This window comes from Roseovarius sp. Pro17 (assembly GCF_035599575.1).
Classification (GTDB): Bacteria; Pseudomonadota; Alphaproteobacteria; order Rhodobacterales; family Rhodobacteraceae; genus Roseovarius.
Map to the genome: position 1 here is coordinate 1647188 of NZ_CP141179.1, position 24852 is coordinate 1672039.

At 60.1% G+C, this 24852-nt stretch carries 25 protein-coding genes; 10 read left to right on the forward strand and 15 right to left on the reverse strand.

Annotation, left to right across the window (positions count from 1 at the left end; all coding sequences use genetic code 11):
• Positions 1-46 precede the first annotated feature (46 nt).
• Positions 47-658 carry a type VI secretion system-associated protein TagO gene (locus tag U3654_RS08005; protein WP_324754809.1) on the reverse strand — a complete coding sequence of 204 codons (612 nt, stop codon included), beginning with the start codon at positions 656-658 and terminating at the stop codon, positions 47-49.
• 147 nt (positions 659-805) lie between these two features.
• Between U3654_RS08005 and U3654_RS08010 the strand changes: the two genes are divergently transcribed.
• Together U3654_RS08010 and U3654_RS08015 are read left to right on the forward strand one after the other, a co-directional pair.
• Positions 806-1909 (forward strand): FAD-dependent oxidoreductase, encoded by a 1104-nt coding sequence (locus U3654_RS08010; protein ID WP_324754810.1) that lies wholly within the window; start codon positions 806-808, stop codon positions 1907-1909.
• A gap of 36 nt (positions 1910-1945) precedes the next feature.
• Positions 1946-2296: a RidA family protein gene (locus U3654_RS08015; RefSeq protein WP_324754811.1), complete on the forward strand. Its 351-nt coding sequence runs from the start codon at positions 1946-1948 to the stop codon at positions 2294-2296.
• Positions 2297-2753: 457 nt separating this feature from the next.
• Here the strand turns inward: U3654_RS08015 and U3654_RS08020 are convergent, their stop codons facing one another.
• Entirely contained in the window at positions 2754-3443 is a 690-nt protein-coding gene (locus tag U3654_RS08020) for a helix-turn-helix domain-containing protein (RefSeq protein WP_324754812.1), read from the reverse strand.
• 142 nt (positions 3444-3585) lie between these two features.
• On the opposite strand from U3654_RS08020, the gene U3654_RS08025 reads away from it, so the two are divergent.
• Both U3654_RS08025 and U3654_RS08030 read left to right on the forward strand, forming a co-directional pair.
• Positions 3586-4737: an acyl-CoA dehydrogenase family protein gene (locus U3654_RS08025; protein WP_324754813.1), complete on the forward strand. Its 1152-nt coding sequence runs from the start codon at positions 3586-3588 to the stop codon at positions 4735-4737.
• Between the two features lie 57 nt (positions 4738-4794).
• Positions 4795-5727: a carbon-nitrogen hydrolase family protein gene (locus U3654_RS08030; protein WP_324754814.1), complete on the forward strand. Its 933-nt coding sequence runs from the start codon at positions 4795-4797 to the stop codon at positions 5725-5727.
• Between the two features lie 339 nt (positions 5728-6066).
• On the opposite strand, the gene U3654_RS08035 is transcribed toward U3654_RS08030, so the two are convergent.
• Both U3654_RS08035 and U3654_RS08040 read right to left on the reverse strand, forming a co-directional pair.
• Entirely contained in the window at positions 6067-6327 is a 261-nt protein-coding gene (locus tag U3654_RS08035; protein WP_324754815.1) for a DUF6552 family protein, read from the reverse strand.
• Complete coding sequence (locus U3654_RS08040; protein ID WP_324754816.1) at positions 6317-7021, reverse strand: SDR family oxidoreductase; 705 nt, start codon at positions 7019-7021, stop codon at positions 6317-6319. The genes U3654_RS08035 and U3654_RS08040 overlap by 11 nt, the downstream gene beginning before the upstream one ends.
• Positions 7022-7119: 98 nt before the next feature.
• Here U3654_RS08040 and U3654_RS08045 point away from each other — a divergent pair, with 98 nt between their 5' ends.
• Together U3654_RS08045 and U3654_RS08050 are read left to right on the forward strand one after the other, a co-directional pair.
• Positions 7120-7992, forward strand: a complete 873-nt coding sequence (locus U3654_RS08045) for a LysR substrate-binding domain-containing protein (RefSeq protein ID WP_324754817.1) — start codon at positions 7120-7122, stop codon at positions 7990-7992.
• Between the two features lie 263 nt (positions 7993-8255).
• Complete coding sequence (locus tag U3654_RS08050) at positions 8256-8801, forward strand: recombinase family protein (protein ID WP_324754818.1); 546 nt, start codon at positions 8256-8258, stop codon at positions 8799-8801.
• Positions 8802-9079: 278 nt separating this feature from the next.
• Here U3654_RS08050 and U3654_RS08055 read toward each other — a convergent pair whose 3' ends face one another.
• Both U3654_RS08055 and U3654_RS08060 read right to left on the reverse strand, forming a co-directional pair.
• Complete coding sequence (locus U3654_RS08055) at positions 9080-10036, reverse strand: dihydrodipicolinate synthase family protein (RefSeq protein ID WP_324754819.1); 957 nt, start codon at positions 10034-10036, stop codon at positions 9080-9082.
• Positions 10033-12129 (reverse strand): xanthine dehydrogenase family protein molybdopterin-binding subunit, encoded by a 2097-nt coding sequence (locus U3654_RS08060; protein WP_324754820.1) that lies wholly within the window; start codon positions 12127-12129, stop codon positions 10033-10035. Before U3654_RS08060 ends, U3654_RS08055 begins: the two co-directional genes overlap by 4 nt.
• Positions 12130-12284: 155 nt before the next feature.
• Between U3654_RS08060 and U3654_RS08065 the strand changes: the two genes are divergently transcribed.
• Positions 12285-13073 (forward strand): aspartate dehydrogenase, encoded by a 789-nt coding sequence (locus tag U3654_RS08065; protein WP_324754821.1) that lies wholly within the window; start codon positions 12285-12287, stop codon positions 13071-13073.
• Between the two features lie 24 nt (positions 13074-13097).
• Complete coding sequence (locus tag U3654_RS08070; protein ID WP_324754822.1) at positions 13098-14048, forward strand: LysR family transcriptional regulator; 951 nt, start codon at positions 13098-13100, stop codon at positions 14046-14048.
• On the opposite strand, the gene U3654_RS08075 is transcribed toward U3654_RS08070, so the two are convergent.
• From U3654_RS08075 to dctP, 9 genes are all read right to left on the reverse strand, one after another.
• Positions 14012-15274 (reverse strand): TRAP transporter large permease, encoded by a 1263-nt coding sequence (locus U3654_RS08075; RefSeq protein WP_324754823.1) that lies wholly within the window; start codon positions 15272-15274, stop codon positions 14012-14014. The genes U3654_RS08070 and U3654_RS08075 overlap by 37 nt on opposite strands.
• Complete coding sequence (locus tag U3654_RS08080) at positions 15271-15768, reverse strand: TRAP transporter small permease (protein WP_324754824.1); 498 nt, start codon at positions 15766-15768, stop codon at positions 15271-15273. The genes U3654_RS08075 and U3654_RS08080 overlap by 4 nt, the downstream gene beginning before the upstream one ends.
• Positions 15769-15875: 107 nt before the next feature.
• Positions 15876-16862: a TRAP transporter substrate-binding protein gene (locus U3654_RS08085; RefSeq protein WP_324754825.1), complete on the reverse strand. Its 987-nt coding sequence runs from the start codon at positions 16860-16862 to the stop codon at positions 15876-15878.
• A 53-nt stretch (positions 16863-16915) separates the two neighbouring features.
• Complete coding sequence (locus U3654_RS08090) at positions 16916-17464, reverse strand: 3-hydroxyanthranilate 3,4-dioxygenase (RefSeq protein WP_324754826.1); 549 nt, start codon at positions 17462-17464, stop codon at positions 16916-16918.
• Positions 17465-17622: 158 nt separating this feature from the next.
• The gene (locus U3654_RS08095) at positions 17623-19140 is read right to left on the reverse strand and encodes a malonyl-CoA synthase (protein ID WP_324754827.1); all 1518 of its coding nucleotides are present in this window, start codon (positions 19138-19140) and stop codon (positions 17623-17625) included.
• A 3-nt stretch (positions 19141-19143) separates the two neighbouring features.
• A complete protein-coding gene (locus U3654_RS08100) occupies positions 19144-20391 on the reverse strand; it encodes a malonyl-CoA decarboxylase (protein ID WP_324754828.1) in 1248 nt (415 codons plus the stop codon).
• On the reverse strand, positions 20388-21704 hold the full coding sequence (locus U3654_RS08105) for a TRAP transporter large permease (protein ID WP_324754829.1): 1317 nt from the start codon (positions 21702-21704) through the stop codon (positions 20388-20390). Before U3654_RS08105 ends, U3654_RS08100 begins: the two co-directional genes overlap by 4 nt.
• Positions 21704-22252 carry a TRAP transporter small permease gene (locus U3654_RS08110; RefSeq protein WP_324754830.1) on the reverse strand — a complete coding sequence of 183 codons (549 nt, stop codon included), beginning with the start codon at positions 22250-22252 and terminating at the stop codon, positions 21704-21706. Before U3654_RS08110 ends, U3654_RS08105 begins: the two co-directional genes overlap by 1 nt.
• A gap of 267 nt (positions 22253-22519) precedes the next feature.
• A complete protein-coding gene (gene dctP / locus U3654_RS08115; RefSeq protein WP_324754831.1) occupies positions 22520-23506 on the reverse strand; it encodes a TRAP transporter substrate-binding protein DctP in 987 nt (328 codons plus the stop codon).
• A gap of 143 nt (positions 23507-23649) precedes the next feature.
• On the opposite strand from dctP, the gene U3654_RS08120 reads away from it, so the two are divergent.
• Positions 23650-24306 (forward strand): GntR family transcriptional regulator, encoded by a 657-nt coding sequence (locus U3654_RS08120; protein WP_324754832.1) that lies wholly within the window; start codon positions 23650-23652, stop codon positions 24304-24306.
• Positions 24307-24366: 60 nt separating this feature from the next.
• The gene (aroQ, locus tag U3654_RS08125) at positions 24367-24810 is read left to right on the forward strand and encodes a type II 3-dehydroquinate dehydratase (RefSeq protein WP_324754833.1); all 444 of its coding nucleotides are present in this window, start codon (positions 24367-24369) and stop codon (positions 24808-24810) included.
• Positions 24811-24852 lie beyond the last annotated feature (42 nt).

Here is a 24852-nt window from a genome sequence, read left to right on the forward strand (position 1 = left end):
CCTTGCGTTGGGCGGGTGGGGCAGCCTGCCCGCCCGCCTTTGCCACCTACCAGTTACAAGCCTCGCGCAGCGGCGCGATCGCCGTGTCGATACCTTTGATGTCGTATTCGCCAGTCACGGTGCTGTCGGAAAACGGTGTGGCGCGAACCAACAGGCGGTCATGGCCCAAAAGGCGCTTGAGAAAAGGAATTGCGCTGCCGCCGTTCCACAGCCCCAAGGCCATGTTGTCATTGCTTTCGCGAAAGCGGGCTTTCTGAGCCGGGTCGCCGTCCAGCCGATAAGTAACCCGGCCCTTGCCCTGAATGCTGGACATGAAACATCCGCCAAAGGTGATCCACATGCTGGTGGTGTTCTCACGGCAGGCAATCATCAAAGTATGCGTGCCGGTCTTGTATCGGCAGTTCGTCTCATCTTTACTTTGTAGCATCATGAAAACGTTTGCGGAATCGTCGATCTTTGAAAATTCAGATTTGACCGTCCATGCGCCGGGATCCGCCACCGGCGCGCTCTCATCCTTGGGCGACTGATAGCCGTTTACGTCGTCGTAGCATGTGAGGCGGGCGGCCTCATCGACAATCCCTAGGCATTCGGCGAAATCGGCGTGGGCGACCGCAGCCCATAGGCAGGCAAACAAGGTGAGGCAGAGTGATTTCATCATGGATCTCCGTTAACGCAAGTTTGCCAAGCGCAGGTTAATCCAAGGTTAAATTCAGCCCATCGCGCAAATGAAAACTACAGACACTTGGAATCGCGCCCGATTTCAGCCAAAAGGGGCGCGGAGTGGCGCATAGAAGGATCAGGCGGCATGAGCGAAAAACTAAGTGATATCATAGTTATCGGGGGCGGAATTGCCGGTATCTCAGCCGCTGCCGAACTGGCTCAGGACGCGAAGGTCATTGTGCTCGAGACGGAGGCGCGGATGGGGTTTCACGCCACCGGACGCTCGGCCGCGATCTACATTCGGAACTACGGAAACGCGGTGCTGCGCGCGATCAACATCGCGTCGGAACCAGTGCTGCAAAATCCGGCTGAAATTTGTGATCACAGCCTGTTGTCGCCGCGCGGTGAACTACTTATTGCGTCTCAGGATGAGCTGCCCACGCTTGAAAGCTACGCAGAAAATGCGCAGGGCCTAGAGCGTTTAACTAGTGCAGAAGCAGTGTCTCTGGTGCCGATCCTAAGGCCCGAGCCGATTGCGGGGGCCATCTATGAGGCCAGCGCTCAGAGCATTGACGTGGATCTAATGCTGCAAGGCTATGCAAGATTGCTGAAATCGCGTGGTGGCCGCGTGATCACAAACGCAGCGGTCGCCAGCATACAGCGTCAGGGCACGGTCTGGCAGGTGTCCGCGGGCGGGCAGGATTACACTGCGCCAATCATCGTCAATGCCGCCGGCGCCTGGGCCGATCAGATCGCAGAGATGGCAGGCGTTGCCCAGCTGGGAATGCAGGCGTTCCGCCGCTCGGCTGCGATACTGCGGCTGGAACCCGAACATGACGTGGATCGCTGGCCGCTCTTTGGAACAGTGGCCGAGACTTGGTATGCCAAGCCGGAGGCAGGCAAGCTGATGGTTTCGCCCGCAGACGAGGACCCGGTGGATCCCCATGATGCATGGCCCGATGACATGGTATTGGCCGAGGGCCTCGATCGCTATGAGCAGGCGGTGACTGTGCCCGTGACCCGTGTCGAGCATAGCTGGGCCGGCCTGCGCACCTTTGCGCCGGATCGCACGCCGGTCGTCGGTTTTGCGCCGCAGTCGGAGGGATTCTTCTGGTTGGCCGGGCAGGGCGGCTATGGCGTTCAGACCGCGCCCGCGCTATCGCAGACGACGGCGGCCCTGATCGTCGGACGCGCGCCGGTATTGACCCCAGAATTTCTGGCCGCCATCGCCCCCGACCGATTTATCTGATACCTATTTTACATTATACAATCAAGGAGTTGAACAATGAGCGACATCACCCGCACCCATACCGGCCCACGCATGAGCCAGATCGTCACGCATAACGGCACCATCTATCTGGCCGGACAAGTCGGCAACGCCGGCGACAGCGTTGCGGACCAGACCCAGACCTGCCTCGACAATATTGACCGCCTGTTGGCTGAGGCAGGTTCGGACAAGACCCGCATCCTGCAAACAGTCATCTGGTTGGCCGACATGGCCGACTTTGCCGAGATGAACGCCGTTTGGGATAAATGGGTGCCCGAAGGCCACACGCCCGCACGCGCCGCAGGCGAGGCCAAGCTGGCGACACCGGACTATCTGGTAGAATTCATCGTGACCGCTGCGCAGAGTTGATAGCTGCCGTATGACGAGGAGCCCCGGCAGATGTGTCTGCCGGGACTGCGATACGGGGGTATGTCAGATGCCCCTAAAGTTGAGACTGACGATTGAATGGAATCAACGGTGGCGGTTAAGAAATTCTGAAACTGGTGCGCACGCGAATAGCATTAAGGCGGGAAGCTGCTGTTTGCTGCGTCGACCATGAACGTCTGCCTCGATACGGCACATCTTAGTAGCCACATAGTTTGACCTTTTTTGCCACATGGTTTGACTTTTCAAGGCAGTGAAGCTGACCCATCCGTGTGAAGCGGACGTTCGTGCGGATCGCAGCGAGCGGCACGAACGAGCCCATAATGACGGATGCTATGGTCACCTATGAATGGCGGCTTTGCGACATTAGCGGAGGCAACGTTTCTGAGATCTAAAGATAAGTAGCGCTCGGTTATCTCGACTTTATTCTCGACCAAGTCATCTACCCAGCCATGCGCCCTTCCTGCGCGAATGGGCTGAGGCCGAGCCAGTCCTGCATGAGGGACGCGATCTCACGGGTGCCGGTCAACACCAAACGACTGTCGTCAACAGCGTTCTGCACGGTATCTACGCCCATCCAGATGGCTGTCATTGTCCGCAAATTGCTGACCGCGTAAAGATCCACGTCGTGTCCAGGGTCGGCGTAGCAGGCCTCAACGCCGGTCTCCGAATCTGCCAAAAGCCAATAGTTTTGTTTCGCAGTGGGAAGATCGTCGAACACAAATTGCAGGCACAGCCGCTTTTTCGGCAAAGGGTCGATATTCAGGCCGCGATGCATGTCCCAAATCAGCAATTCGGGGTCGAGATTGTCGAGGGAGAGTCCGCTCTCGACCCATCGTTGCCCCCAGATGCCCATCCCCATGACAAGCGGGCGCAACTCTTCACCTGCCTTTGTCAGGTTGTATTCTCTGACTCCCTTTGCGCCCTGCACGGATTTAATGACACCGGCTGTTTCCAACTCTTTCAACCGCTTTGACAGCAGCGACGGAGACATACGCGGAAGGCCACGCCGTAGATCATTGAACCGAGTGCTTCCACAAAGAAACTCTCGAATTAACAACGGTGTCCAACGTGCGCATAGGATTTCCGCTGCCATCGCAATCGGGCAAAACTGCCCATAACCGCTGCGCATGAGGTCACTCCTTTTCATGAGAAAATTTGTCGTTCTGGTTTTGTCTGGAGGGCGTGTTCATGTCCGATACAGTTTTAGGACTATCACAGATCAGGCCATTCCGCGACTCTGGCACCATATTTTGAAACAAGGAGATATTGACATGGACCAGCTGATTGAAGCGGAAGTGACCGTTGTTGACGTCAAAGAGTCCGCCGAAAAACTGGCCAAAGTATTCGCGACACGGGCAGCGGCGAACGACGAGGCTGACCGATTTGTTGACGAGAATTATGTAGATTTGAAGGACGCAGGATTGATCCGCGCAGGCGTTCCAAGCGAGCTTGGCGGCGGCGGAGCGAATGTGCGCGAGCTTTGTGACATGCTGCGCATCATCGCGGGGGCCTGTGGCTCAACCGGGCTGGCGTTTTCGATGCATACCCATCAAGTCGCGATCCCCGCTTGGCGCTGGCACCATCAGAACGCCGCGCGCCCAATGGTCGAGCCGCTCTTGCGTCGTGTCGCAGATGAAAACCTTGTCTTGCTAAGTTCCGGCGGCTCTGACTGGATCGGCGGCTCTGGCGTAGCTGAAAAGGCAGACGGTGGATATCGGATCACGGCGCGCAAGGTGTTCACATCGGGGGCACCGGCCGGTGACCTTTTGATGACTGGTGCGATCAGCGAAGAGGACGGCGACCGCACAGTGCTGCATTTCGCGGTCCCGCTTGGCGCGCCCGAGGTCACCGTGCTGGACACATGGCGCACCATGGGGATGCGCAGCACGGGATCGCACGATATTCAAATCGACGGGTTGTTCATTCCGGATGACAAAATCCCACTAAAGCGTAAGGCAGGCGAATGGCATCCGGCGTTCCAGATGATTGCCACAATTGCGTTTCCCCTGATCTATTCAGCCTATCTCGGCATTGCAGAAAGTGCGCGCGAGATCGCAGTCGGCATTGCCGGAATGAAACCAGCCTGTCACCGCACACAATCTATCGCAGGACGGATGGACACGGCGCTGACAGCGGCCCGTCTGGCCCATAAATATATGATTGAGGTCGTTGAACGTAACGCACCATCGGCTGAAACCATAAATGATGTGATGATCGGCCGCCGTCTGGTTGAGGAGAACACGATCCGAGTCGTGGAACTGGCCATGGAGTTGGCAGGTGGGGCCGGCTTCTATCGCAAAACTGAACTTGAGCGCAGATTCCGCGACATTCAGGCAGCACGTTATCACCCGCTGCAAAAAGAGGTGCAGGCCGAATACGCAGGGGCTATGGCGCTCGGCCAACCAATTGATCGGATATTCTAAAGCCGCTCAATCGCCACGTCTCCCAGTGCGGGAAACCTACCAAAAAAGGAGTTCAAGATGAGAGTTGCAGTAGTACAGGAACCTCCCGTCTATCTCGATCTTGCCGCCAGCATGGCGCGGGCCGTTGACCTTGTCGCGCAAGCCGCCAATGACGGCGCCAGGTTGGTGGTTTTCCCCGAAACCTGGCTTCCTGGCTATCCGACGTTTTGTTGGCGTCTCTCCCCCGGTGCCGACATGGGCAAGACCGACGAGTTGTTCGCGCTGACACAGGCCAACTCCGTCGACCTTAGCCGCAATGGCATGGCCCCGCTGCAAGAGGCGGCAGCCGAAAACGAAATGGTTATTGTGATCGGCTATCAGGAGATCGACGGAGAGGTTTCGGGCTCAACCCTCTATAATTCCTGCGCCATTATCGACGCCGACGGGCAGATTGTGAACAACCACCGCAAATTGATGCCAACCAACCCCGAACGCATGGTCTGGGGCTTTGGCGACGGATCAGGCCTCAACGTGGTTCATACGGCGGTGGGGCGCATCGGTGCTTTGATATGTTGGGAAAACTATATGCCGCTGGCGCGCTATGCGCTGTATGCCCAAGACATCGACATCTACATCGCCCCCACGTGGGACAGCGGCGACACCTGGCTCGCCACGCTGCAACACATCGCGCGCGAGGGCGGATGCTGGGTCATTGGATGCGCAACTGCGCTTGAGGCGTCCGACATTCCGACAAGCCTCCCGCATCACGAAATCCTGTTCCCTGACAAGGATGAATGGGTGAACCCTGGTGACGCTGTCATCTACAAGCCGTTCGGCGGGATCGAGGCCGGGCCCATGCACCGGGAGAAAGGGCTTTTATGGGCCGACATTGACGTCTCCGCAGCCCGATCCTCGCGAAGGAAGTTCGACGTCAGCGGCCATTATTCCCGGCCCGACGTGTTTTCGCTTGCGGTTGATCGACGCCGGAAGGAGCCAGTTTCGTTTAACTGACTCCCGGCTCTTCTGAAGCAAACGTCACCTAGGTTGCTTGATTTGCCTGATCTTTCCAACATTTACACGAGATGCAATGAGTCGATAGCGGACATTGGTGCTTGCGTTGAGAACGTCGGACTAGCCCGCTGACCGACATTTCATCTAACAAAATGCTGCACGATCCACGAATGGCAGCTCTGACGGGCTGCACCGCAGCATTGTGCCAGCGCGTGAATGGTCGGTCTGGGCCGTGAGCGCTGGTGCGCCCTATTGATCTGGGCGGACTTGCCGCAATGCGGAGAACGGCAGGTCCGAGCCCAATTCGACCTGATGCTGCACTCTGCTTGAATGCCTGCTCTATGACGGTGGCCCACTTGCCATTCCCGCAATCATCGCACCGAGCGCGACAAGATGGACCAGCATCAACGCTTTGTCATTCCACAACGCGCCAACAGCAAACCACCCCAATACGCCGATCAGAAACAGATAGAGGTTCCATGGTGTCCATCCGAACCCTGTAGCGGTATAGCCCATGATCTGGATGATCGATGCGCCCCATTTGACCACAAAGACCACGCGGTCAAATCGTGGGCGTTCGATGATAACGTCAGACGGCACGGGTCAAACCGCCGTCGATACGCAGGTTTTGGCCAGTTATGTAGCCGCCACCTTCGGAGGCCAGAAGCGAAATCACCGATGACACCTCTGGCGCCCGCCCATAGCGCCCCATCGGAATGCGTGCCTTGCGATCTTCGGCTTCCGGAAGGCTGTCAATGAACCCCGGCAGAACATTGTTCATGCGAATATTGTCGGCGGCATATTTATCGGAATAAAGCTTGGTGAAAGCGGCAAGGCCCGCCCGGAATACGCCCGAGGTCGGGAAGAGTGGATCAGGCTCGAAGGCCGCAAATGTCGAGATGTTGATGATGGTGCCGCCGTCCTGCGCCTGCATGACAGGGGTGACCAAGCGCGTCGGGCGAATAACGTTCATCAGGTAGACTTCCATGCCCACGTGCCAATCATCATCCGAAATCTCCAACACCGGCCCTTTGGGGCCATGGCCTGCCGAGTTGATCAACGCGTCCACTCGGCCCCAACGGTCCACAGCGCCTTGCACCAATGCAGACAGGTCATCGGGGTTGGTGTTGGAGCCTGTGACACCAAAGCCTCCCAACTCAACGCCAAGCGCCTCGCCTTTCCCTGACGAAGAGAGGATACCCACCTTAAATCCATCTGCAGCCAATCGACGGGCAGCATCTGCGCCCATTCCACTTCCGCCTGCGGTGATGAGCGCTACTTTTTCTACTGACATTGTTCTCTCCATCTCTACCTTAGCGTATCAATATTACATTTGGGTCGATATCTCTCGCGAGAATTGATGTTTCATGCCTGTAGGAATACTATTGCCAAATGTCGCAACTTCCTCTCCTCAATGGGCTACGCGCATTTGACGTAGCTGGCAGGTTTCTGAATTTCCGTGCTGCTGCGGATGAACTGGGCGTCACTCAAGGTGCCGTCGCCCAACAAGTGCGCAAGCTTGAGACGCATTTAGGGGTGGCATTGTTTGAAAGACTGCCCAAAGGGCTGGCTTTCACTTCGGCGGGGCGGAGTTATCACGTGAATGTCGTCGCCGCGTTCGACGCACTCCGCAGTGCGACCGATCAACTAAAGCCGGAACCCGGCAAAGTCGTTGTTAGTGTCACACCAACATTCGCCGCAAAATGGTTGATCCCCAATTTGCCTGATATTTCGGCCAAGCACCCAGATATCGACCTACGCATTCTGGCAACAGAAAAGGTTTCAAGCTTTCACGGTGACGGAATTGACCTTGCTGTGAGGCAAGGAAAGCCACCCTTTGGTGCCTCCCTCGACGCTCACCTTCTGTTCCGTCAGGAGATTATCGCAGTGGCAGCACCAAGCCTTGTTGACGAGCACACCTTGCCTGCTAAGCCACAGGCCATATCATCTATGCCCAAGCTTCACGACGCTCATGATCTCTGGCCGAAATTTCTGGGATTGCTGAACATCGAGGATAAGGGAGGTCGCGGACTGCGCCTTAGCCAAACGTCCTTGGCTGTGGATGCTGCACTTTTTGGTCAGGGCGTGGCTCTGGTAAGCCGCTTTCTTGTGGCTGCGGACATTGCAGCCAAGCGATTGATCCAGATCACACCACAAACCCTGTCCGGCGAACAGGATTTCTACCTGCTCGCCACGCGAAAATCCATGCAGAATACCGCGATTGATGCCGTGGTGGCGTGGTTCTTGGAACGAGCTGAAAGGTAGCCCCTTCCTGATTGTGCCAAAGGAAAACTGCCGATTGCGGCCATTGGAGCAGCCGCAGCGAGGCACCGCTTTGTCCCGTACTGTGTGAGTTCCTGCGCCGTGCAGCGAAGGTCGGCTCATCCCAGACCAGCCATTCCTAAACTGCGTAGCGATTGCCGGCTCAGAGCCCTTACATACCTCGAAATGGCAAGCGTTAGAACGTGTTAGGTTGTTCAATTTTCTTTGACCGAATAATGTCAAACAACATTTATGGAGAGCATCCATTGGCAGATAAGAACAAAGTCATGCGGTCTATAAACCTAGATGGTGAATGCATCTGTGTAGATATTTTCCCGCGCCCTGATGGAACATACGGATTTGACGAGTTCCGTCGTGATCCAGAGGATTCAAGCGGTTGGTATAGCATAGGACACTTTGGCGATCAGGTCTTTGCCGATGCCGACGCGGCACTCACGAGAGCGAAATCGTCCGTTTATTGGCTTTCTGATCAGTTCGAACGTGCGATAGACGCTCTCGGGGCAGGGGATGTGTTTGTGATCGCAGAGTGGGATAGGGCCACGCGATCCATGATCGACGGCATCAACATCATTCAGCGGATCGCTGACCGCGGTGCCTACATTAAAGTCCTTCATAAGCCATGGCTCGATCTGACCACGCCGATGGGGAAAGGTATCTTGGCGTTTCTTTCTGCACTTACAGAAGATGAACGAGAACGTATCGCACGGCGCGCAAACGAAGGCCGCGCGCTCGCGGCCCAACAAGGTGTCATATTTCGCCGCAAGCCCAAGTTAACCAACCATCAGCAGTAGGTAGCACGTGAGAGCATGGCCAGGCGCGAAACGTGCCGAGCCATCGCGTTGGATCTCGGGGTTGCGCACACGACTATTTCCAGGTTGCGCTGAAGGGCGGTGATCTCAAACCACACCGCAAATCGAGTCTCAAAATAGGAGTCTCATTTTTAAGGGAGTTTTACAGGGTAAACGATCCACGCCTAGCGTGCGCATAATCAGTATTATGTAAATATCTGATCTACTTCAAATATTGATGTCGAAAGCATTTTGGCAGCCGGATCAACAGTCTACACGCCTTACTTCACTCTCAAACCGCAACTCTCGAAGGCCTCTCGCGTCGTGGCCTTTTCCGCATCTGTCAGTTGCAGCAGCGGCGCGCGGACCGAACCACCTACTTGGCCCAGCAGTTCCTGCCAGTACTTGCCATGCGCTTGCGGCTTACCGCCCGGCTTACTGCGTTTGATCGCCTCGCGGACCGGATCGAGGCTGTCGCGCACCCGCCGTGCCGCCGCGAAATCGCCCGCAAAGGCAAGCCGCGTGTATTCGTTCATGCGCTGATCGACTGTCGATTGCAGTTGGTAAGGCGGCGACGAACAGAGGTAGAGCTTCCAATCAAGTTCCTCGATATTGTCGAGCCACTCGACCTCAGACGCGGTCGAGACGTGGATCTTGTCCCCGACCATATGCGTCAAGCTCACATACATCTCACGCGGGACGGAGTATTTGATCGCGACGATGTTTGGCAGATCGGCAATGCGCGCACACAGCTCGGGCGACATGAGGTAGCCGCTATCGGGATGACTCCACATCGCGATTCCAATATCAACTTCGTCGCCTATCGCTTTGTAATAGTTATAAACTGTCTCATCTTGGTCCGTCACGAAATGCAGCATCGGCGCGTGGACGACGATGTAATCCGCGCCGCAATCCTGCGCATGGCGGGCCAGTTCCAGCACAGTGTCAAAGTTCTGATCCGACGCGGACATGATCGTGCCTGCGCGGCCATCACATTCGTCGACAGCTATTTCGAAATTACGCTTGCGCTCTTCCAGTGACATGGAAAAGAACTCGCCCTGCTTACCAGCGATGAAAAGACCCTTAATATCAAGGTCATCCACCCAATGTCTGATGTTCTCTCGTAGCCCAACCTCGTCAAAGGCGCCATCGTCCTTGAACGGGTTCAAGGCTGCGGCCCAGATTCCGCGCATATGTTCACGCGCGTAGTCCTTGGCGTCGAGTCTCGAGTATTTCATGTCGCAGCCTTTCCCGTTTCAGCCGGTTGAATCGCCTGCCAGAGTGTCTGGGAGGTAAGCGGCATTTGCAAATCGGTGACGCCCATTGGCGCCAGCGCGTCTATCACGGCGTTGAGGATTGCGGCGGGGGCACCGATCGCGCCCGCCTCACCCACGCCTTTGGCGCCGAGTGGATTCGTCGGGCTGGGCGTTTCGATCCCGTGCAGACTAAGCGTTGGCACATTATCCGCCCGCGGCACGGCGTAATCCATCAGCGACGCGGTCAGGAGCTGCCCATCGTCGTCATAGCGCACCGCCTCCATCAAGGCCTCGCCCAGCCCTTGGGCAAAGCCGCCGGTGATCTGGTCCGCGACGGCTTGCGCGTCGATCACAGTGCCAGCATCATCCACGCAGATCGCCGCCTCAATACTGGGCGCGCCAGTCTCGGGGTCGACCGAGATTTGCACCAGATAGGCGCCATACCCCCACGCCTGCCCTGTTGTGGCAAAGCGCACCTCCTCGCAAAGCGGCAAGGCTGCGCCGCCACTGCGCGCGGTGCGCAACCGCTGGCACGCCTCGTGCACGGCACTTCCGCCAATGGCGGTGCTGCGCGAGGCGACTGCGCCGATCCCTTCGGGGCAGGTTTCGGTATCGCCATAGCGCACGTCCACGTCTTCCGGTGCGATCTGCAATGCTTGCGCTGCAATTCGTGCATAACTGCGGGCGCGCGCCTGCCCTTGGGCTGAGCTACCGCTGTTGACCCGTACGCGGCCATCCTCAGACCATGTCACGCGCGCGCTCTCCCATCCCTCGCCGGACGGCTCGAGGAAAAAGGCAAGGCCGAGGCCCACCAACTCGCCCGCCTTGCGTCGCTCTGCAATGCTAGCCGCACGGGCATCGTAGCGCGAGGCGCAGCGCAGGAGCTGCAATGCGCCAGCATAATCGCCGCTGTCCAGCGTTTGGCCCGTCGCCGTCTCGCGCGGCAGAGCGTCCTTGGGCGGCAGGTTGCGCAGGCGGATTTCGAACGGATCAAGGCCAGTGGCGCGTGCGGCTTTGTCGACCAACCGCTCAATCAGGGCCGCTGCTTCGGGGCGCCCTGCCCCACGGTAGATACCCGTGGGCGCGCGGTGCTCGGCCAGCGCCGTCGTGTCAATGCGCACGTCGCCCACCAGATATGGGCCCGGCAGAATACGCGCCGCGTTCCACGCCGAAATCAGCGCGCTGTTCGGCAGCCAGCCTCCAAGGGGCGCGCTGATATCAGCCGTCAGCGCGGCAAACTGACCTTCAGAATCTAGCGCCAAGGTGCCGCGGGTTGTCAGGCCGCGCCCATGAGTGGCCGATAGGAAATCCTCGCTGCGCGTCGCGCTCCACCGTACTGGCTGGCCAATGGTCAGCGCCGCCCAGACGCAATAGACCTCTTCGGGATATAGCGATGCTTTCATGCCGAACGCGCCACCGACATCAGGCGCGATGACGTGGATAAGAGTCTCGCTTACCCCAAGTATCTGCGCCAGATGGGTGCGCGTGCGATGCGGTGTCTGGGTCGAGTGCCAGACAGTCACTCCACCGCCCGGTTCGGGGCGCACCGCGATGGCGCGCGGCTCTAGCGAAAGGGGCGCGAGGCGGGCATGATTTGCATGCGCCTCGACACAGTGCGCCGCATTGCGCAGCGCCGTGTCCGGATCACCAGCACGCCATGCGCGATGCGCTATGCGGGTGGGCGGCGGGGGCGCTTTGGCGTCGATATCCAGCACGATTGCCTCCAGCGCATCCTGCGCCTCGGCCCGGCTAGTCGCCAGTACGGCGGCGACCGGTTGACCCACAGCATCAACCTGGCCTCGGGCGAGGATCGCAAAGGGTGTTTGAGCGTCCAATGGTAGCACCTCGTTCACCGGCAGCGCGCCCAGATGCGCCACATCCGCGCCAATATGTACGGCCTGCACGCCCGGCATACCGCGCGCATCTGCGGTATCCAGCGCAGTGATATAGCCCGCCGCGACATCGCTGCGCAGGAATACAACGCGCAGCGCGCCGGGCAGCGCAATGTCGTCGCAATATTGCCCCTCCCCGCGCAAGAGCGCGTGGTTGGTATGAGGGCGAAAACCAGTGGTCATTATGCGCGCGGCCCGGCGGTTAGGATTATGCCACATGATGCGCCACCGCGCACCTAGGTGCAAATAGCGGTTCGGCCGGCGGGTATCACGAAAACTGATAGCAGGTGCATGCTGCTTCATCTAAACTTGGGGGCAGGACAGCAATGGGAGGCATCATGACCGGCATCGGGATCATCGGATATGGCGCGATTGCGCGCTATGTGGCGGACGCACTGGCACAGGATGGCACGCCCATTTCGGCCGTTTTGGCGCGGCCAGGCCGCGAGGCAGCGGCGCGCGCGGCGCTGGGGGTCGAGGCGGTGACGGACGCGGCCGGGTTGGCCGCCCACGCGCGGCTGGTCGTCGATTGCGCCGGGCATGCGGGCCTCTCTGCCCACGGGGCCGCACTGCTGCGTGAGGGGTGCGAGGTCGTCACATTGTCGCTGGGCGCGCTGGCCGACGACGCGCTGCTCGCCACGTTGATGTCAGCTGCCGAGACAGGTGGCGGCAGGATGCGCCTCGCCTCTGGTGCAATCGGCGCGCTGGATGCGCTGTCGGCGGCCACGGTCGGTGGGCTGAGCCATGTGCGCTACACCGGGACCAAGCCGCCCGGTGGTTGGGCCGGATCGCCCGCCGAAGACGTGCTGGACCTCGCCACCCTCAGCGAGGCCACCGCCCATTTCACCGGCAGCGCGCGGCAGGCCGCGCTCAGCTACCCCAAAAACGCCAATGTCGCCGCAGCCGTCGCGCTGGCGGGGATCGGGTTCGATGCGACCGAGGTGCAACTGATCGCCGATCCGACCGTCACGCAGAACACGCACCGGGTCGAAGCCGAGGGCGCGTTTGGGCGCTTTGACTTCACCATTTGTGGCAATGCGCTGCCGGACAATCCCAAGTCCTCCGCCCTCGCTGCGATGAGTGCTGTGCGCGCTGTGCAGACCCGGACCACTTGGATGCGGTTCTAACCCATGCGAGGCCATGCGCAGATCATGAGCCGCGTCATTAGCCGGCTAAAGCTACGGCAGCTGCGCCTGCTGATCGCGGTGGGCCAGCATGGCAGCATCCTGCATGCCGCGCGCGAGATGAACCTGTCGCAGCCTGCCGCGACCAAGATGATCAAGGATCTGGAAATCGATTTCGATGTGCTGCTGTTCGAGCGCACAAACCGGGGCGTCGTGCCGACCGTCTTTGGTGAGGCGCTGATCCGAGGCGGGCAGTTGGTCTTTTCCCAGATTGGCACCACGGCGCAGGAGATGGAGGATCTGGCTGGCGGCAATGCAGGCCGCATCGTCGTCGGCACGCTACTGGCGGCTTCGGGTGGCCTGTTGCCGATGGCGATCAACACAGTGCTGGCGCAACGCCCGCGCCTTGCCATCAAGGTGGTCGAGGGGACGAACGAGGTGCTGATGCCCCGCCTGCGCGCGGGCGAGTTGGACTTGATTGTGGGCCGCCTGCCCGTGCTGCGCCACCGCTCGGATCTGGAGCAACGCAGGCTGATGCAGGGCCGCATAGCGCTGGTGGTGCGTGCGGGGCATCCACTGCTGGAGATCGGGCTACTCAGCTTTGACAATCTGCGTCCGTATGGCTGGATTCTACCGCCGCCCGACACAACGCTGCGCCGCCAGATTGATCAGTTCTTCGTCGCCGAGGGCCAGTACGCGCCACCGACGCTGGTGGAATCCGTCAGCTATCTCACTAATCGCGGTCTGCTCGCCGCCAGTGACATGATCTGCGCTATGCCTGCCGAGGCCGCGGATCTGGGCCCAGCCAGCACGCTGGCCGAGTTGCCGCTCCCCCTGCCCTTCGGCGATGGCCCGTTGGGTGCATCATTTCGTAGCAATACGTCGCTGCCCCCCGCTGCCGCTGCGTTGCTGGACGCGCTGGAACAGGCCGCAGCGATCCTTCAGCCGATCAGCGCCAACGACAGGATCGGAAAGTAACATAGCGCCAGCAGCACCAGCACCACAGCCACAAGGAACGGCCAGAGCGCGGCAAAGATCGCCGTCGGTTTTACGTTGCTCATCGACGCGGCGATATAAAGGCCGACACCGACAGGCGGCGTCAGCAGCCCCAGCGCCAGGTTAATGCTGATAACCACACCAAACTGAAATGGGCTGATGCCGTAGTCGCCCGTGGCGATTGGCAGAAGAATCGGCGTGACGAGGATCAGCGCCGCGATACCGTCAATCAGCATCCCCACCAACAACAGCGCCCCCATCACGATCAGCAAAAATATGAACGGGTCCGAGGTCAGCGACGTGATCAGCGCGGCCAGCGTCTGGGGGATCGCCTCATAGATCACGACCCAGCCAAAGACATTGGCTGCGGCGACCATAAAGATCACCATAGACGCGTTCTGTGCCGTGCGCAGGAATAGCTCAAACAGGTGCGAGGGCCTTAGCTCGCCGTAGACCAGCCAACCCAGCAGGAATGCGATCAGCGAGGCCACCGCCGCGCTTTCGGTCGGGGTCGCGATGCCCATGACGATGCCGCCGATGATCGCCACCGGGATCAACGCGGCGGGCAGGCAGGCAAGGATCGCGCGGACCGCATCCCCTGCGCTCATCCACTCGCCCTTGGGGAAATCGGCGGCAAGGCCGATCAGCGTGACCACGATGAAAAAGCTGCCAGCCATCATCAGGCCCGGAATGATACCGGCAAGGAACATGTCGCCGATGGGGATCTGCGCCAGAACGCCGTAGATGACGAATAGCATTGAGGGTGGAATGACCGGCGCCAGCAGACCCCCGGCGGCTGTGGTCGCAGCGGCAAAACCGCGATCATAGCCCTCGGCCTCCATCGCCGGAACCATTGCGCGGCTCATCACCGCGATCTGGCTGACGGCGGACCCAATGATCGCCGCCATGAACATGTTGGCCAAGAGGTTGATCCAGACCAGCCCGCCGCGAAAGCCGCCGACCAGCACGCGGGCGGCGTTTACGAGGCGTTTGGTCATGCCGCCCTCATTCATCAACTCGCCCGTCAGCATAAAGAGCGGGATGGCCAGCAGGCCGTAATTCTCCGTCCCGGCGAACATCTGCTGTGTGAAACTGTCAAAGAGGACGCCATTGTCGCTCTGCCAGATATAGCCCATCGCAGTCATCGCCAGCACGATTGAGATCGGTACAGCCCCGAACAACAGCACCAGAAACAGGGCGGCGGTCATGGCACAACCCGCCCGGGTGCCCATGGCCGGACAAGGTTGGACACCGCATGGAGCAGGAGTCCGCAGGCAAAGATCGGCATAATCAGCCACAGCCAGAATTTGCGAATGCCCAGCGTCAGCGTCGGCTCGGCGTAGATGAAATTGAAAGTCTCGCCCTGAAACGCCATCGTGTCAAAGCCCGCGCGCAGCAGATCCAATGGCAGGAACCAGCGCCAGCAGAGCCAGATCATCAGCGCGGCAAAGATTAGCACGACTGCATCAACTACGCGCTGCGCGCCATGTGCAGCGCCGTCGGGCAACATGTCGGTGAACAGCGTGACACTGACCGAATGGCCAAAATGCACGGCGGCAGAGGCGGCAAAGAAGGTCATCCAAGTCATTGCCATGATCGCCGCCTCATCGACCCAAAAGATCGACGCACTCAGCGCACGGGTCACGACGTTTAGCAGGACGAGCAGCGTGATCGCCACCGCCAGAACGGCAGCGAAAGCCATCTCGGCCCGCGCCCAGACATGAGAAATCCTGTGCAGCACCCTGCCCTCACAATGCAAATCTGGCCGCCCGGCGTCCGGGCGGCCAGTGAACTTAGCCTAAAGCGATCTTATTCAGCCGAGGCCGCAGCGGCATCGCGCATCTCGCCCAGAACGGACGACTGCTCGGTCCAGATCTTGTCCCACTCGGCAGGCACGTCGCCAAAGAACTCGGGGCCTACGTCGATGAATGCGGTCTCGGTGCCGCGCACTTCGTCTAGCCACTCCTGGTCCTTGACTACGTAGGTCGCAACAACTTCGTCCAGCCGCTTTTTCATCAGCTCGGCGATGGTTGCGCGGTCCTCTTCGGACATACCTTTCCAGACCTTGGCTGAAACCAGCCCGACCATCGGGAACATCATGTGATTGGACACGACGACCGTATCGGCCTGCTCGTAATATTTCAGCTTCCAGATCAGTTCGGCGTCCATATCGATGGCGTTGACCTGACCGTTGGCCAGCGCGTCATAGACGGCAGGCAGCGGCATCGGCGTGGGCGCGGCGCCCAGCAGGTTGTAGAAATCGAGGATCGGCTTGAAGGGCGTAATGCGCAGCTTCTTGCCCTTGAGATCTGCGGCACTTTTGACGTCGCCCTTGGAGACGATCTGGCGCAGCCCTGCCATGCCATAGCCGATGCCAACAACGCCGGCCTTGGCCGGTAGATCCTCCAGCATCCGGGCGGCCAGATCCGATTGCAGGATGCGGCCTGCGTGACTGATATCATTGGCGAGGTAAGGCGCGTAGAAGGCGCCGAAATCCGGTACGCGGTTCGATACCTCGGCGACCGTCAGAAATGCCATGTCCAGCGCGCCGGTCTGAAGCTGCTGCATCATCTCGGCCTCGCTGCCCAGCTGCTGCGCGGGGAAAACGGTGACGGTGTGCGCGCCATCGCTCGCTTCGGCCAAATCGGCGCCGAAATCCTCGGCCGCCTTGGTCCAGATATGCGAGGGCGGCGTGATCAGCCCCAGGCGCAGGTCATCCGCGCTGGCCGCGCTGGCCACCAGCACGGTCGCGACGGCGATAGCTGCGGGCAGTTTGGTTAAGAATGTCTTCCCCATTGGTCTCTCCTGATTGTCATGTCGCGCCCATCTTGCGGGGCGCTTGGGTATCATCAATTGTCCAGTTTCACCCAGCCCTCGGGCGGCTCCTTGCCCGGATGCACGGTGCCACACTCGGGACAGGTGCGCGCCTCTTGCGACGCATAGAAGCCTTCATAGACAGGCGGCAGATCGTCGACAATGGATTTCAACTGCATCTCGGCGCGGTGAACCAGCGCGTTGCAGTCAAAGCAATACCATTCGACCGCATCCAGTTCGCCGGTCTGGCGCTTTGGCTCGATCACCAGGCCGATGCTGCCCTCCTGCGGGCGCTGCGGCGAGTGGCGGACATGCGGCGGCAACAGGAACACGTCGCCCTCGCGGATCGGCACATCGTAAAAATCATCGCCATCCTTGAGTTTCAGCAGCATGTCACCCTTGAGTTGGTAAAAGAATTCCTCGACCGGATCGTCATGGTAATCGGTGCGCTTGTTCGGACCGCCGACGACGGTGACCATCAGGTCTGCGTCCTCAAACACCTTCTTGTTGCCGACGGGCGGTTTCAAAAGGTGCTGATGCTCTTCGATCCACTTGTGGAAATTGAACGCTGCCAGTCTGCTCATGATCGCTCCTATGCTTGGTGCCGCGCCACTGTCCGCCCTGTCCGGCTATCCGCGCAATCGGGCAAGGTGAAATTGGCTATCGCGGTTTGTGATAGCCGCGCCGTTTGAATGCAGTTTTCACCAAAGCCGCTCTGAGCGCAAGCGCGGCTCAGCCGCCGCTAAGCTCCGGTGAAAAGATCGCCGTAGCGCTCGCGCAGGATGTTCTTCTGCACCTTGCCCATCGTGTTGCGCGGCAGCTCGTCCACCACGATCAGGCGGCGAGGATGCTTGAAGCGTGCCAGCGCGTCGCCCGCTGCAGCCATGATGGCTTCCTCGTCGGGCGTCTGGCCCGGTGCGGCGACCAGAACGCCCACGACCGTTTCGCCGAAATCTGGATGCGGCACACCGATCACGGCGCTTTCCAGCACGCCGGGCTGCTCATCCAGAACCAGCTCAATCTCCTTGGGATAAATATTATAGCCACCCGAGATGATCAGATCCTTGCCGCGCCCGACGATCTGCACATAACCTTGACTGTCGATCAGCCCCAGATCGCCAGTGATGAAAAACCCATCCTCGCGCAGCTCTTCGGCGGTCTTTTCCGGCATTTGCCAGTAGCCCTGGAACACGTTCGCCCCGCGCACCTCCAATTGGCCCACCTCGCCTTGCGGCACCTCCTGGCCCGTTGCAGGGTCGCATATCTTCAGCTCGACTCCGGGCAGCGCAAAACCGACGGTTCCAGCGCGGCGCTCGCCTGCGTAAGGGTTCGAGGTGTTCATGTTCGTTTCGGTCATGCCGTAACGCTCAAGGATCGCGTGGCCGGTGCGCGCGCTAAAACGGTCATGCGTTTCTGCCAGCAGCGGCGCGCTGCCCGAGGTAAAGAGGCGCATATGCTGCGTTGCATTTTTGTCAAAGCGCGGATCGTCCAGCAGGCGCGTGTAGAAGGTCGGCACGCCCATCATCGACGTCGCGCGCGGCAGGTGGTGCAGTACGGCGTCCACGTCGAATTTCGGCAAGAAAATCATCGCCCCGCCCGCCACCAGCGTCACATTGGTTGCCACGAACAGACCGTGCGTATGAAAGATCGGCAAGCAATGCAGCAACACGTCGGCATCGGTAAAGCGCCATTCATCCACCAGCACCTCGGCGTTGCTGAGCAGGTTTTCCTGACTCAGCATCGCCCCCTTTGAGCGGCCCGTGGTGCCGGAGGTATAGAGAAGCGCGGCCAGATCGTCCTTGGTCCGGTCTGCGGTGGAATAGGTGTCGCCCTGCCCCGCCGCGCCGTCCATCAGGCTGCCGGAACCGTCTGCGTTCAACGTGGCCAACTGCGCGCCGAGACCCTTTGCCACCGGCGCGAGACCCTCGACCGCGCCGCCATCACAGACGACCAGCGCCGCGCCAGAATTTTCGATGAAATAGGTGACCTCATTGGCCGTGTAGGCCGTGTTGAGCGGCAAAAATACGACGCCCGTCTGTGCGCAGGCGGCGTATAGCGCCAGCGCCTCGGGCGATTTGGCGATTTGCGCGGCGAGGCGGTCGCCGGGTTTCAGCCCCAGCGCGGCCAGTTGGTTTGCGATGCGCGCGGCCATGGCGAGAAAGGCGGAGTGAGTGATTTCAGTCCCGTCCGGCAGGATCAAAAACGGCGTAGACTTGCCCGCGTGGCGGCCGAACAGCGTGTCATAAAGGGGGTTTGCCATGGCTCAACTTCCTTTGGTCATCTTGGTCTTGGCACCTGCGGCCAGCGATTTCACCGCACTGGTTGCCGCGATGGTGCCGGCGCTGGCGAATGCCTCGTGGCGCTCGGACGTACGGCGCAGATCGTAGAGGTAGTTGACCATCACGCCGCCCGATTGCGCCCGCCCCTTTGCCGACTGATCGGCATCGCCGTGCACGGCATGAAGTATCGCCCCATTGCCCAGATGAAACCGCGCGACAGGGTCTATTGGCAGACCGCCGCGCCCCTTGGCACTCAATAGATAATGCGCGGCGAGGCCGGGTAGATCGGCGGCGTCTGGTGTCATTTCCTCGCGTTCGATCCAATCCATCAGGCCGGGGACGGGCGACAGGGTGACGAACCGCGCGAGGCCGGGCAATTCGGTGGCCAGATCGCCCGCCACCTGCTTGATCAGCGAATTGCCAAAGGACATGCCCGCCAGTCCTGCCTGACAGTTCGAAATCGAGTAAAAGACGGCGGTATCGGCCTCGGTCGCGCTCAGCGCATCGCGCCCCTCTGCCAGCAATGGTTGCACCGCGCCGGGAATGCCACGCGTCAGCGCCACCTCGACGAAAATCAACGGCTCGTCGGGCATGGCGGGGTGGAAAAACGCGAAACAGCGCCGGTCCTCGGGCTGCACACGGCGGCGCAGATCGTCCCAGCTGTCGATGGCATGGACAGCCTCATAGGCGATGATTTTCTCTAGGATATGCGCCGGAATCCGCCATGTGATCGGGCGTAATACCAAAAACCCACGATTGAACCACGACGCAAAGAGGTGGCGAAAATCGAGGTCCAGCGCCTCCAATTCCGGAACGCCGCGTCCCAGCCGCAAGAGGTCAGCGCGCATGGCAACCAGCGCGCCGGTCGCGCCTGGCACACGGTTGAGACGGCGGATCAGCTCTTGTCTTGGCGGCTCGGTGGCGGTCAGAAAGGCGCGGTAGCTGGCGCGCGAAGGCGCGGCCTCGTAGGCGTCGAGCGCCGTACGTGCGGCAGCGGGATCGACATTCATAGCACCGGTCAAATGGTGGAAAAAGGCCAGCTTGGCCGCATCGTCCATCGCATTGAAACGGGACAGGATTTGCTCGGCCAGCATACTGCCGGAAATTTCGCCATGGGCGGTTATCAGGGCATCGGCCAACTCTTCGGGTGGCCTTCGACTCCAATCGCCGCGCCTTGCCGCGCTCGCCCCTCGCTCAAAGACCGAGGCTAAAAGATCGCTGAGAACGGTCATACCGCAGTCCCCATCACGTAGTCTGGCAGCCATGTGGCGAGGTCGGGAAAGATGCACAGAAGGATGATCGCCAGCACCATGCAACCGACGAAGGGCAGCGAGCCCCAGAGGATCGTTTTCAGCGAAATCTCGGGTGCGATGCCATTGATGACGTATAGGTTCAGGCCCACGGGTGGGCTGATCAGGCCGATCTCGAGGTTGATTGTCAGTACGACGGCGAACCAGATCGGGTCAAACCCCGCGACCGTGAGGATGGGCAGCAGGATCGGCGCCGCCATCAGGATCACCGCCACCGGCGGCAGGAAAAAGCCCGCGATCAGCAGGAACACGTTGATTGCGCCCATCAGCACCCAGCGGTTCACGTCCAGCGTGCCGATCCATTCCGCGATGCTCTGCGTGATGAAGAGGCTGCTGAGCATGTAGGAAAACACACCGGCGGCCGCGATGATAAAGAGGATCATCACAGATTCGCGGGTGCTATCGCGCAGGATCACCCACAGGGCCGCCGGGCTCCAGAGGCGGTAGATCACCATGGCGACCACGATGCACAGCAATGCGCCGATTGCAGCCGTTTCCGATGGGGTCGCAATGCCGCCATACATGGCGTAAAGCACGCCCAGAATGATCAGCAGGAACGGGACCACGCGGGGCAGGATCTCGAATTTTTGGCGCCACGTATAAGTGCCTGCCGTCAACACCTCGGCATTGCCCGACTTCCACGTCGAGTAAAGCGCCCACGCCATAAAGAGCGACACCAGCAATATGCCAGGGATCACGCCAGCGAGGAACAGACGCCCGATCGATGTCTCGGTCGCGATGCCATAGACGATCATGGTTATCGAGGGCGGAATTAGGATGCCCAGCGTGCCGCCCGCCGCGATGGAGCCAGCAGCGACGCCATCGGGATAGCCACGCTTGCGCATTTCGGGGATGCCCATCTTGCCAATCGCAGCACAGGTCGCGGGGCTGGACCCTGACATCGCCGCAAACAGCGCGCAGGCCCCAAGGTTTGAGATCACGAGACCGCCGGGAATGCGCGTAAGCCACCGCTCCAGCGCCTCATAGAGGTCCGCGCCTGCGCGGGTCGACGCGATAGAGGCACCCATGATGATGAACATCGGGATGCTGAGCAGCGCGAAACTGTTGAGATGGCCAAAGAAAAGCTCTGGCATAAGCTCCAGGCTGCGCATCCCGTCGAAGGCGACCAGAAAACCGCCCGACACGATCAGCAACCCCAGCGCCACCGACACGCCCGAAAACAGCACGGTGATGGTGCAAAGCGCGACCAGCGCGCCCAATACGAGCGGATCCATCAGGTATCCTCCAGTCCGAAGGGGGGCTCGATCCGCAGAATCACAGCGGTAAGATCGGCGATCAATTGCAATAGCAACAGGCCAAAGCCAATCGGCAGCGCCATATAGGGAATCCACAGGCGCACGCCCCAGATCGTGTCGGAACGCCACCCCCTGTCCCACGCGAAATGCCAGTATTCATAACCGTAATAGAGCATGACTGCGACGACGGCCGCACTGAGGCTGAGTGTGAAACATGCCAGCACAAACCGCGCCCGGGGCGGCAGGGCGATGGGGATCAGATCGACGTTCACATGACCGCGCAGGCGCTGCACATACGGCAGGCCGATCAGCGTGGCTGCGATCATGAGGTAAACCACCATTTCAGTTTGCCAGATTGTCGACTCGTTCAGCACAGCACGCACAAAGATCATCTGACAGGTGATCCCGACCGCAACGACGATCATCGCGGCCGATATCCACCCCGCAACGGTAGAAAGCGCTGCAACAAAGCGCAGAAATGGATTGTTGCCTGTCTTGGCGATGCGCTGCGTCACTTGTCCGGCCATGTCGCGCTCCTTTTAGTCAATTCGATTGGACCCCTCATGCGCAGCCCATCTTTGCCCGAAATCAAGGCGAAGCCGCCCGGCGAGCATCTGCCCGTTCCGGCGGGCAGCCACTTTGGCAATCATCTGCTTCGCTCACATCGCGAAGAAATTCTGCCGACATAATGTCGTATAGCACGATGGTCGCTGCGCCGCCCCATTGACAGGCATTCGCCCTGTTTAGGTTGCAGCAGAAGGCAGGGACGCAACATGACGCCCCTGCCCCACCGATCACTCGACAGACAGCGCCATGTCCAGCAGCTCTTGCCCATCCGGCACATTCTCGACGAAGTTCTTGTAGGATGTCGCCTTGGCGATCTCGCGCCATGCGTCGAAATCCTCCGGTGTCATGGTGGCGATCTCGACGCCCGCATCCTTGAACACCTGGACCGAATTCGCGTCCTGCTTTTTCGCCTCTTCAAGGTAGAACGCCTCGGCCTTGGCCGACGCATCGCGCAGCGCTTGCTGTTGCTCTTCCGTCAGGCTCTCGAACTTGGATTTATTCATCAAAAGCGGCTGATACATGAACCACAGCGCGACCTCGCCTGCGGGCGTATAGCAGGCCACCTGCTCGTAAATGCGGTAGCTGACAAAGGACGAGGACGACGTGTTGGCGGCGTTCAGAACGCCAGTCTGCATGGCGTTGTAGATATCCGCGCTGGACATCGACGCGATGGATGCACCGGCCCCGGCCAGCATCTGCTCGAACGCCTTGCCTGCGGCGCGGGTTTGCAGGCCCTCGACATCAGTTGGCTTGGTGATGCACTTGTCCTTGCCGGCGAAACCGCCCGCCAGATAGCCATGAACCAGCGTCATGACGTCATCCTCGGCCATCTTGGCCTCGATCCGGTCCATGAATTCGCTCTTGTTCAGGCGTGCGGCGTGATCGTGGTTTTTCACCAGACCCGGCATCAGCGTCAGGTTAAACGCCGGTTGCTGGCCACCCGCGTAGCTCAGCGGAAAGACGGTCATATCCAGTTGCCCACGGCTGAGCGGCTTATACTGCTCACGCGGTTTGAACAGGGATTTCGAGCCGAAGATCTTGATTTCAAGGTCCACATCGGCGGCGGCCACCTCATCGGCAACAATCTGCGCGACCTTGTGGCGCACATCGTTGTTCGACCATTGGTGTGACAGGCGCAATTCGGTCGCGGCAGCGGCGGACCCTAGCGCCATCAGCGCGGTGGCGGCAACGGCGGCCTTGAGCATGAATTTCATTTCGATTCCTCCCAGAATGTTTCATGGTCCGGTTGGCCCGGAACGTGCCGTGCAGGGTGGCGCGACGGGTTTTTCGAGTCAATCATTTTTGTATACAATAAATGTGTCTTTGCATGCATCGCGGCCATGGCTATGATCCGGGCATGGAAAAGCGACGCGCAGATACGATCGCCGACGACATCGAAGAGCTGATCTTTGGCGGCACCTATTCCGACGGCGTGCGGCTGGACGAACATGCGCTGGCCGAACGATTTGGCGTGTCGCGCACCCCCATCCGCGAAGCACTGCAAAAGCTGACCCTATCTGGCCTCGTCACGCAGATCCCGCACCGGGGCGTGTTCGTGCGCCAGCCCGGTCCGGTCGAACTGATGGAGATGTTTGAGGTCATGGCCGAACTTGAGGCCGTCGCCGCGCGCCTCGCGGCGTTGCGCATCAGCGACGCGGCGCTGGACGATCTGCGCGCCGCCAACGCCAAGTGCCGCGAAGCAGTTGAGGCGCAGGATGCCGACGCCTATTACCTTGAAAATGAGCGGTTCCATCAGATCATCTATGCGCAGTCCGGCAACACTTTCCTGCTGGGCGAGGCGCAGCGCCTGCACCGCCGCCTGCGCCCCTTCCGCCGCCAGCAACTGCGCCTGCGTGGCCGCCTCGCTCAATCCATGGCCGAGCATGAAGGCATCGTCGCCGCGTTGGAGTGCGGCGATGCACACGGCGCCGCCGATGCCTTGCGCGCGCATGTGGCCGTGCAGGGCGAGAAGTTTCACTATCTCATGTCCAGCCTCCGACAGGCGGCCGAATAGCGCGGCATCTCGACACGTATCACATCAGCGGTCTAGAAGGGTCGCCAAAGGAGCCATCCCATGACCTCGATCCTGATCCTGAACGGTCCGAACCTGAACCTGCTGGGCACGCGCCAGCCCGATGTCTATGGCCACTCGATCCTCGCCGATATCGAAACGGTATGCCGCGCGCACGCCTCGTCGCGTGGCGCTAAGATGGAATTTGCCCAAAGTAACAGCGAAGGAGCATTGATCGACCACATCCACGCGGCCAAGGGCGTGCATGGCGGTATCATCCTGAACGCGGGGGCCTATACGCACACGTCGATTGCGCTGATGGATGCCATCGCATCGGTGGAATTGCCGGTGGTCGAGCTGCATCTGTCGAACGTTCACGCGCGCGAGGAATTTCGGCACGTCAGCTACATCGCACCCGTTGCGCTGGGGGTAATCAGCGGCTTTGGTGCAGCGGGCTATCCGCTGGCGATGGACGCGCTGCTGACCCATCTGGCGCAGCACGGCTGAACGCCGAGTTGGATCAGATCGCGTTTCGCCAAACAAAAAGAG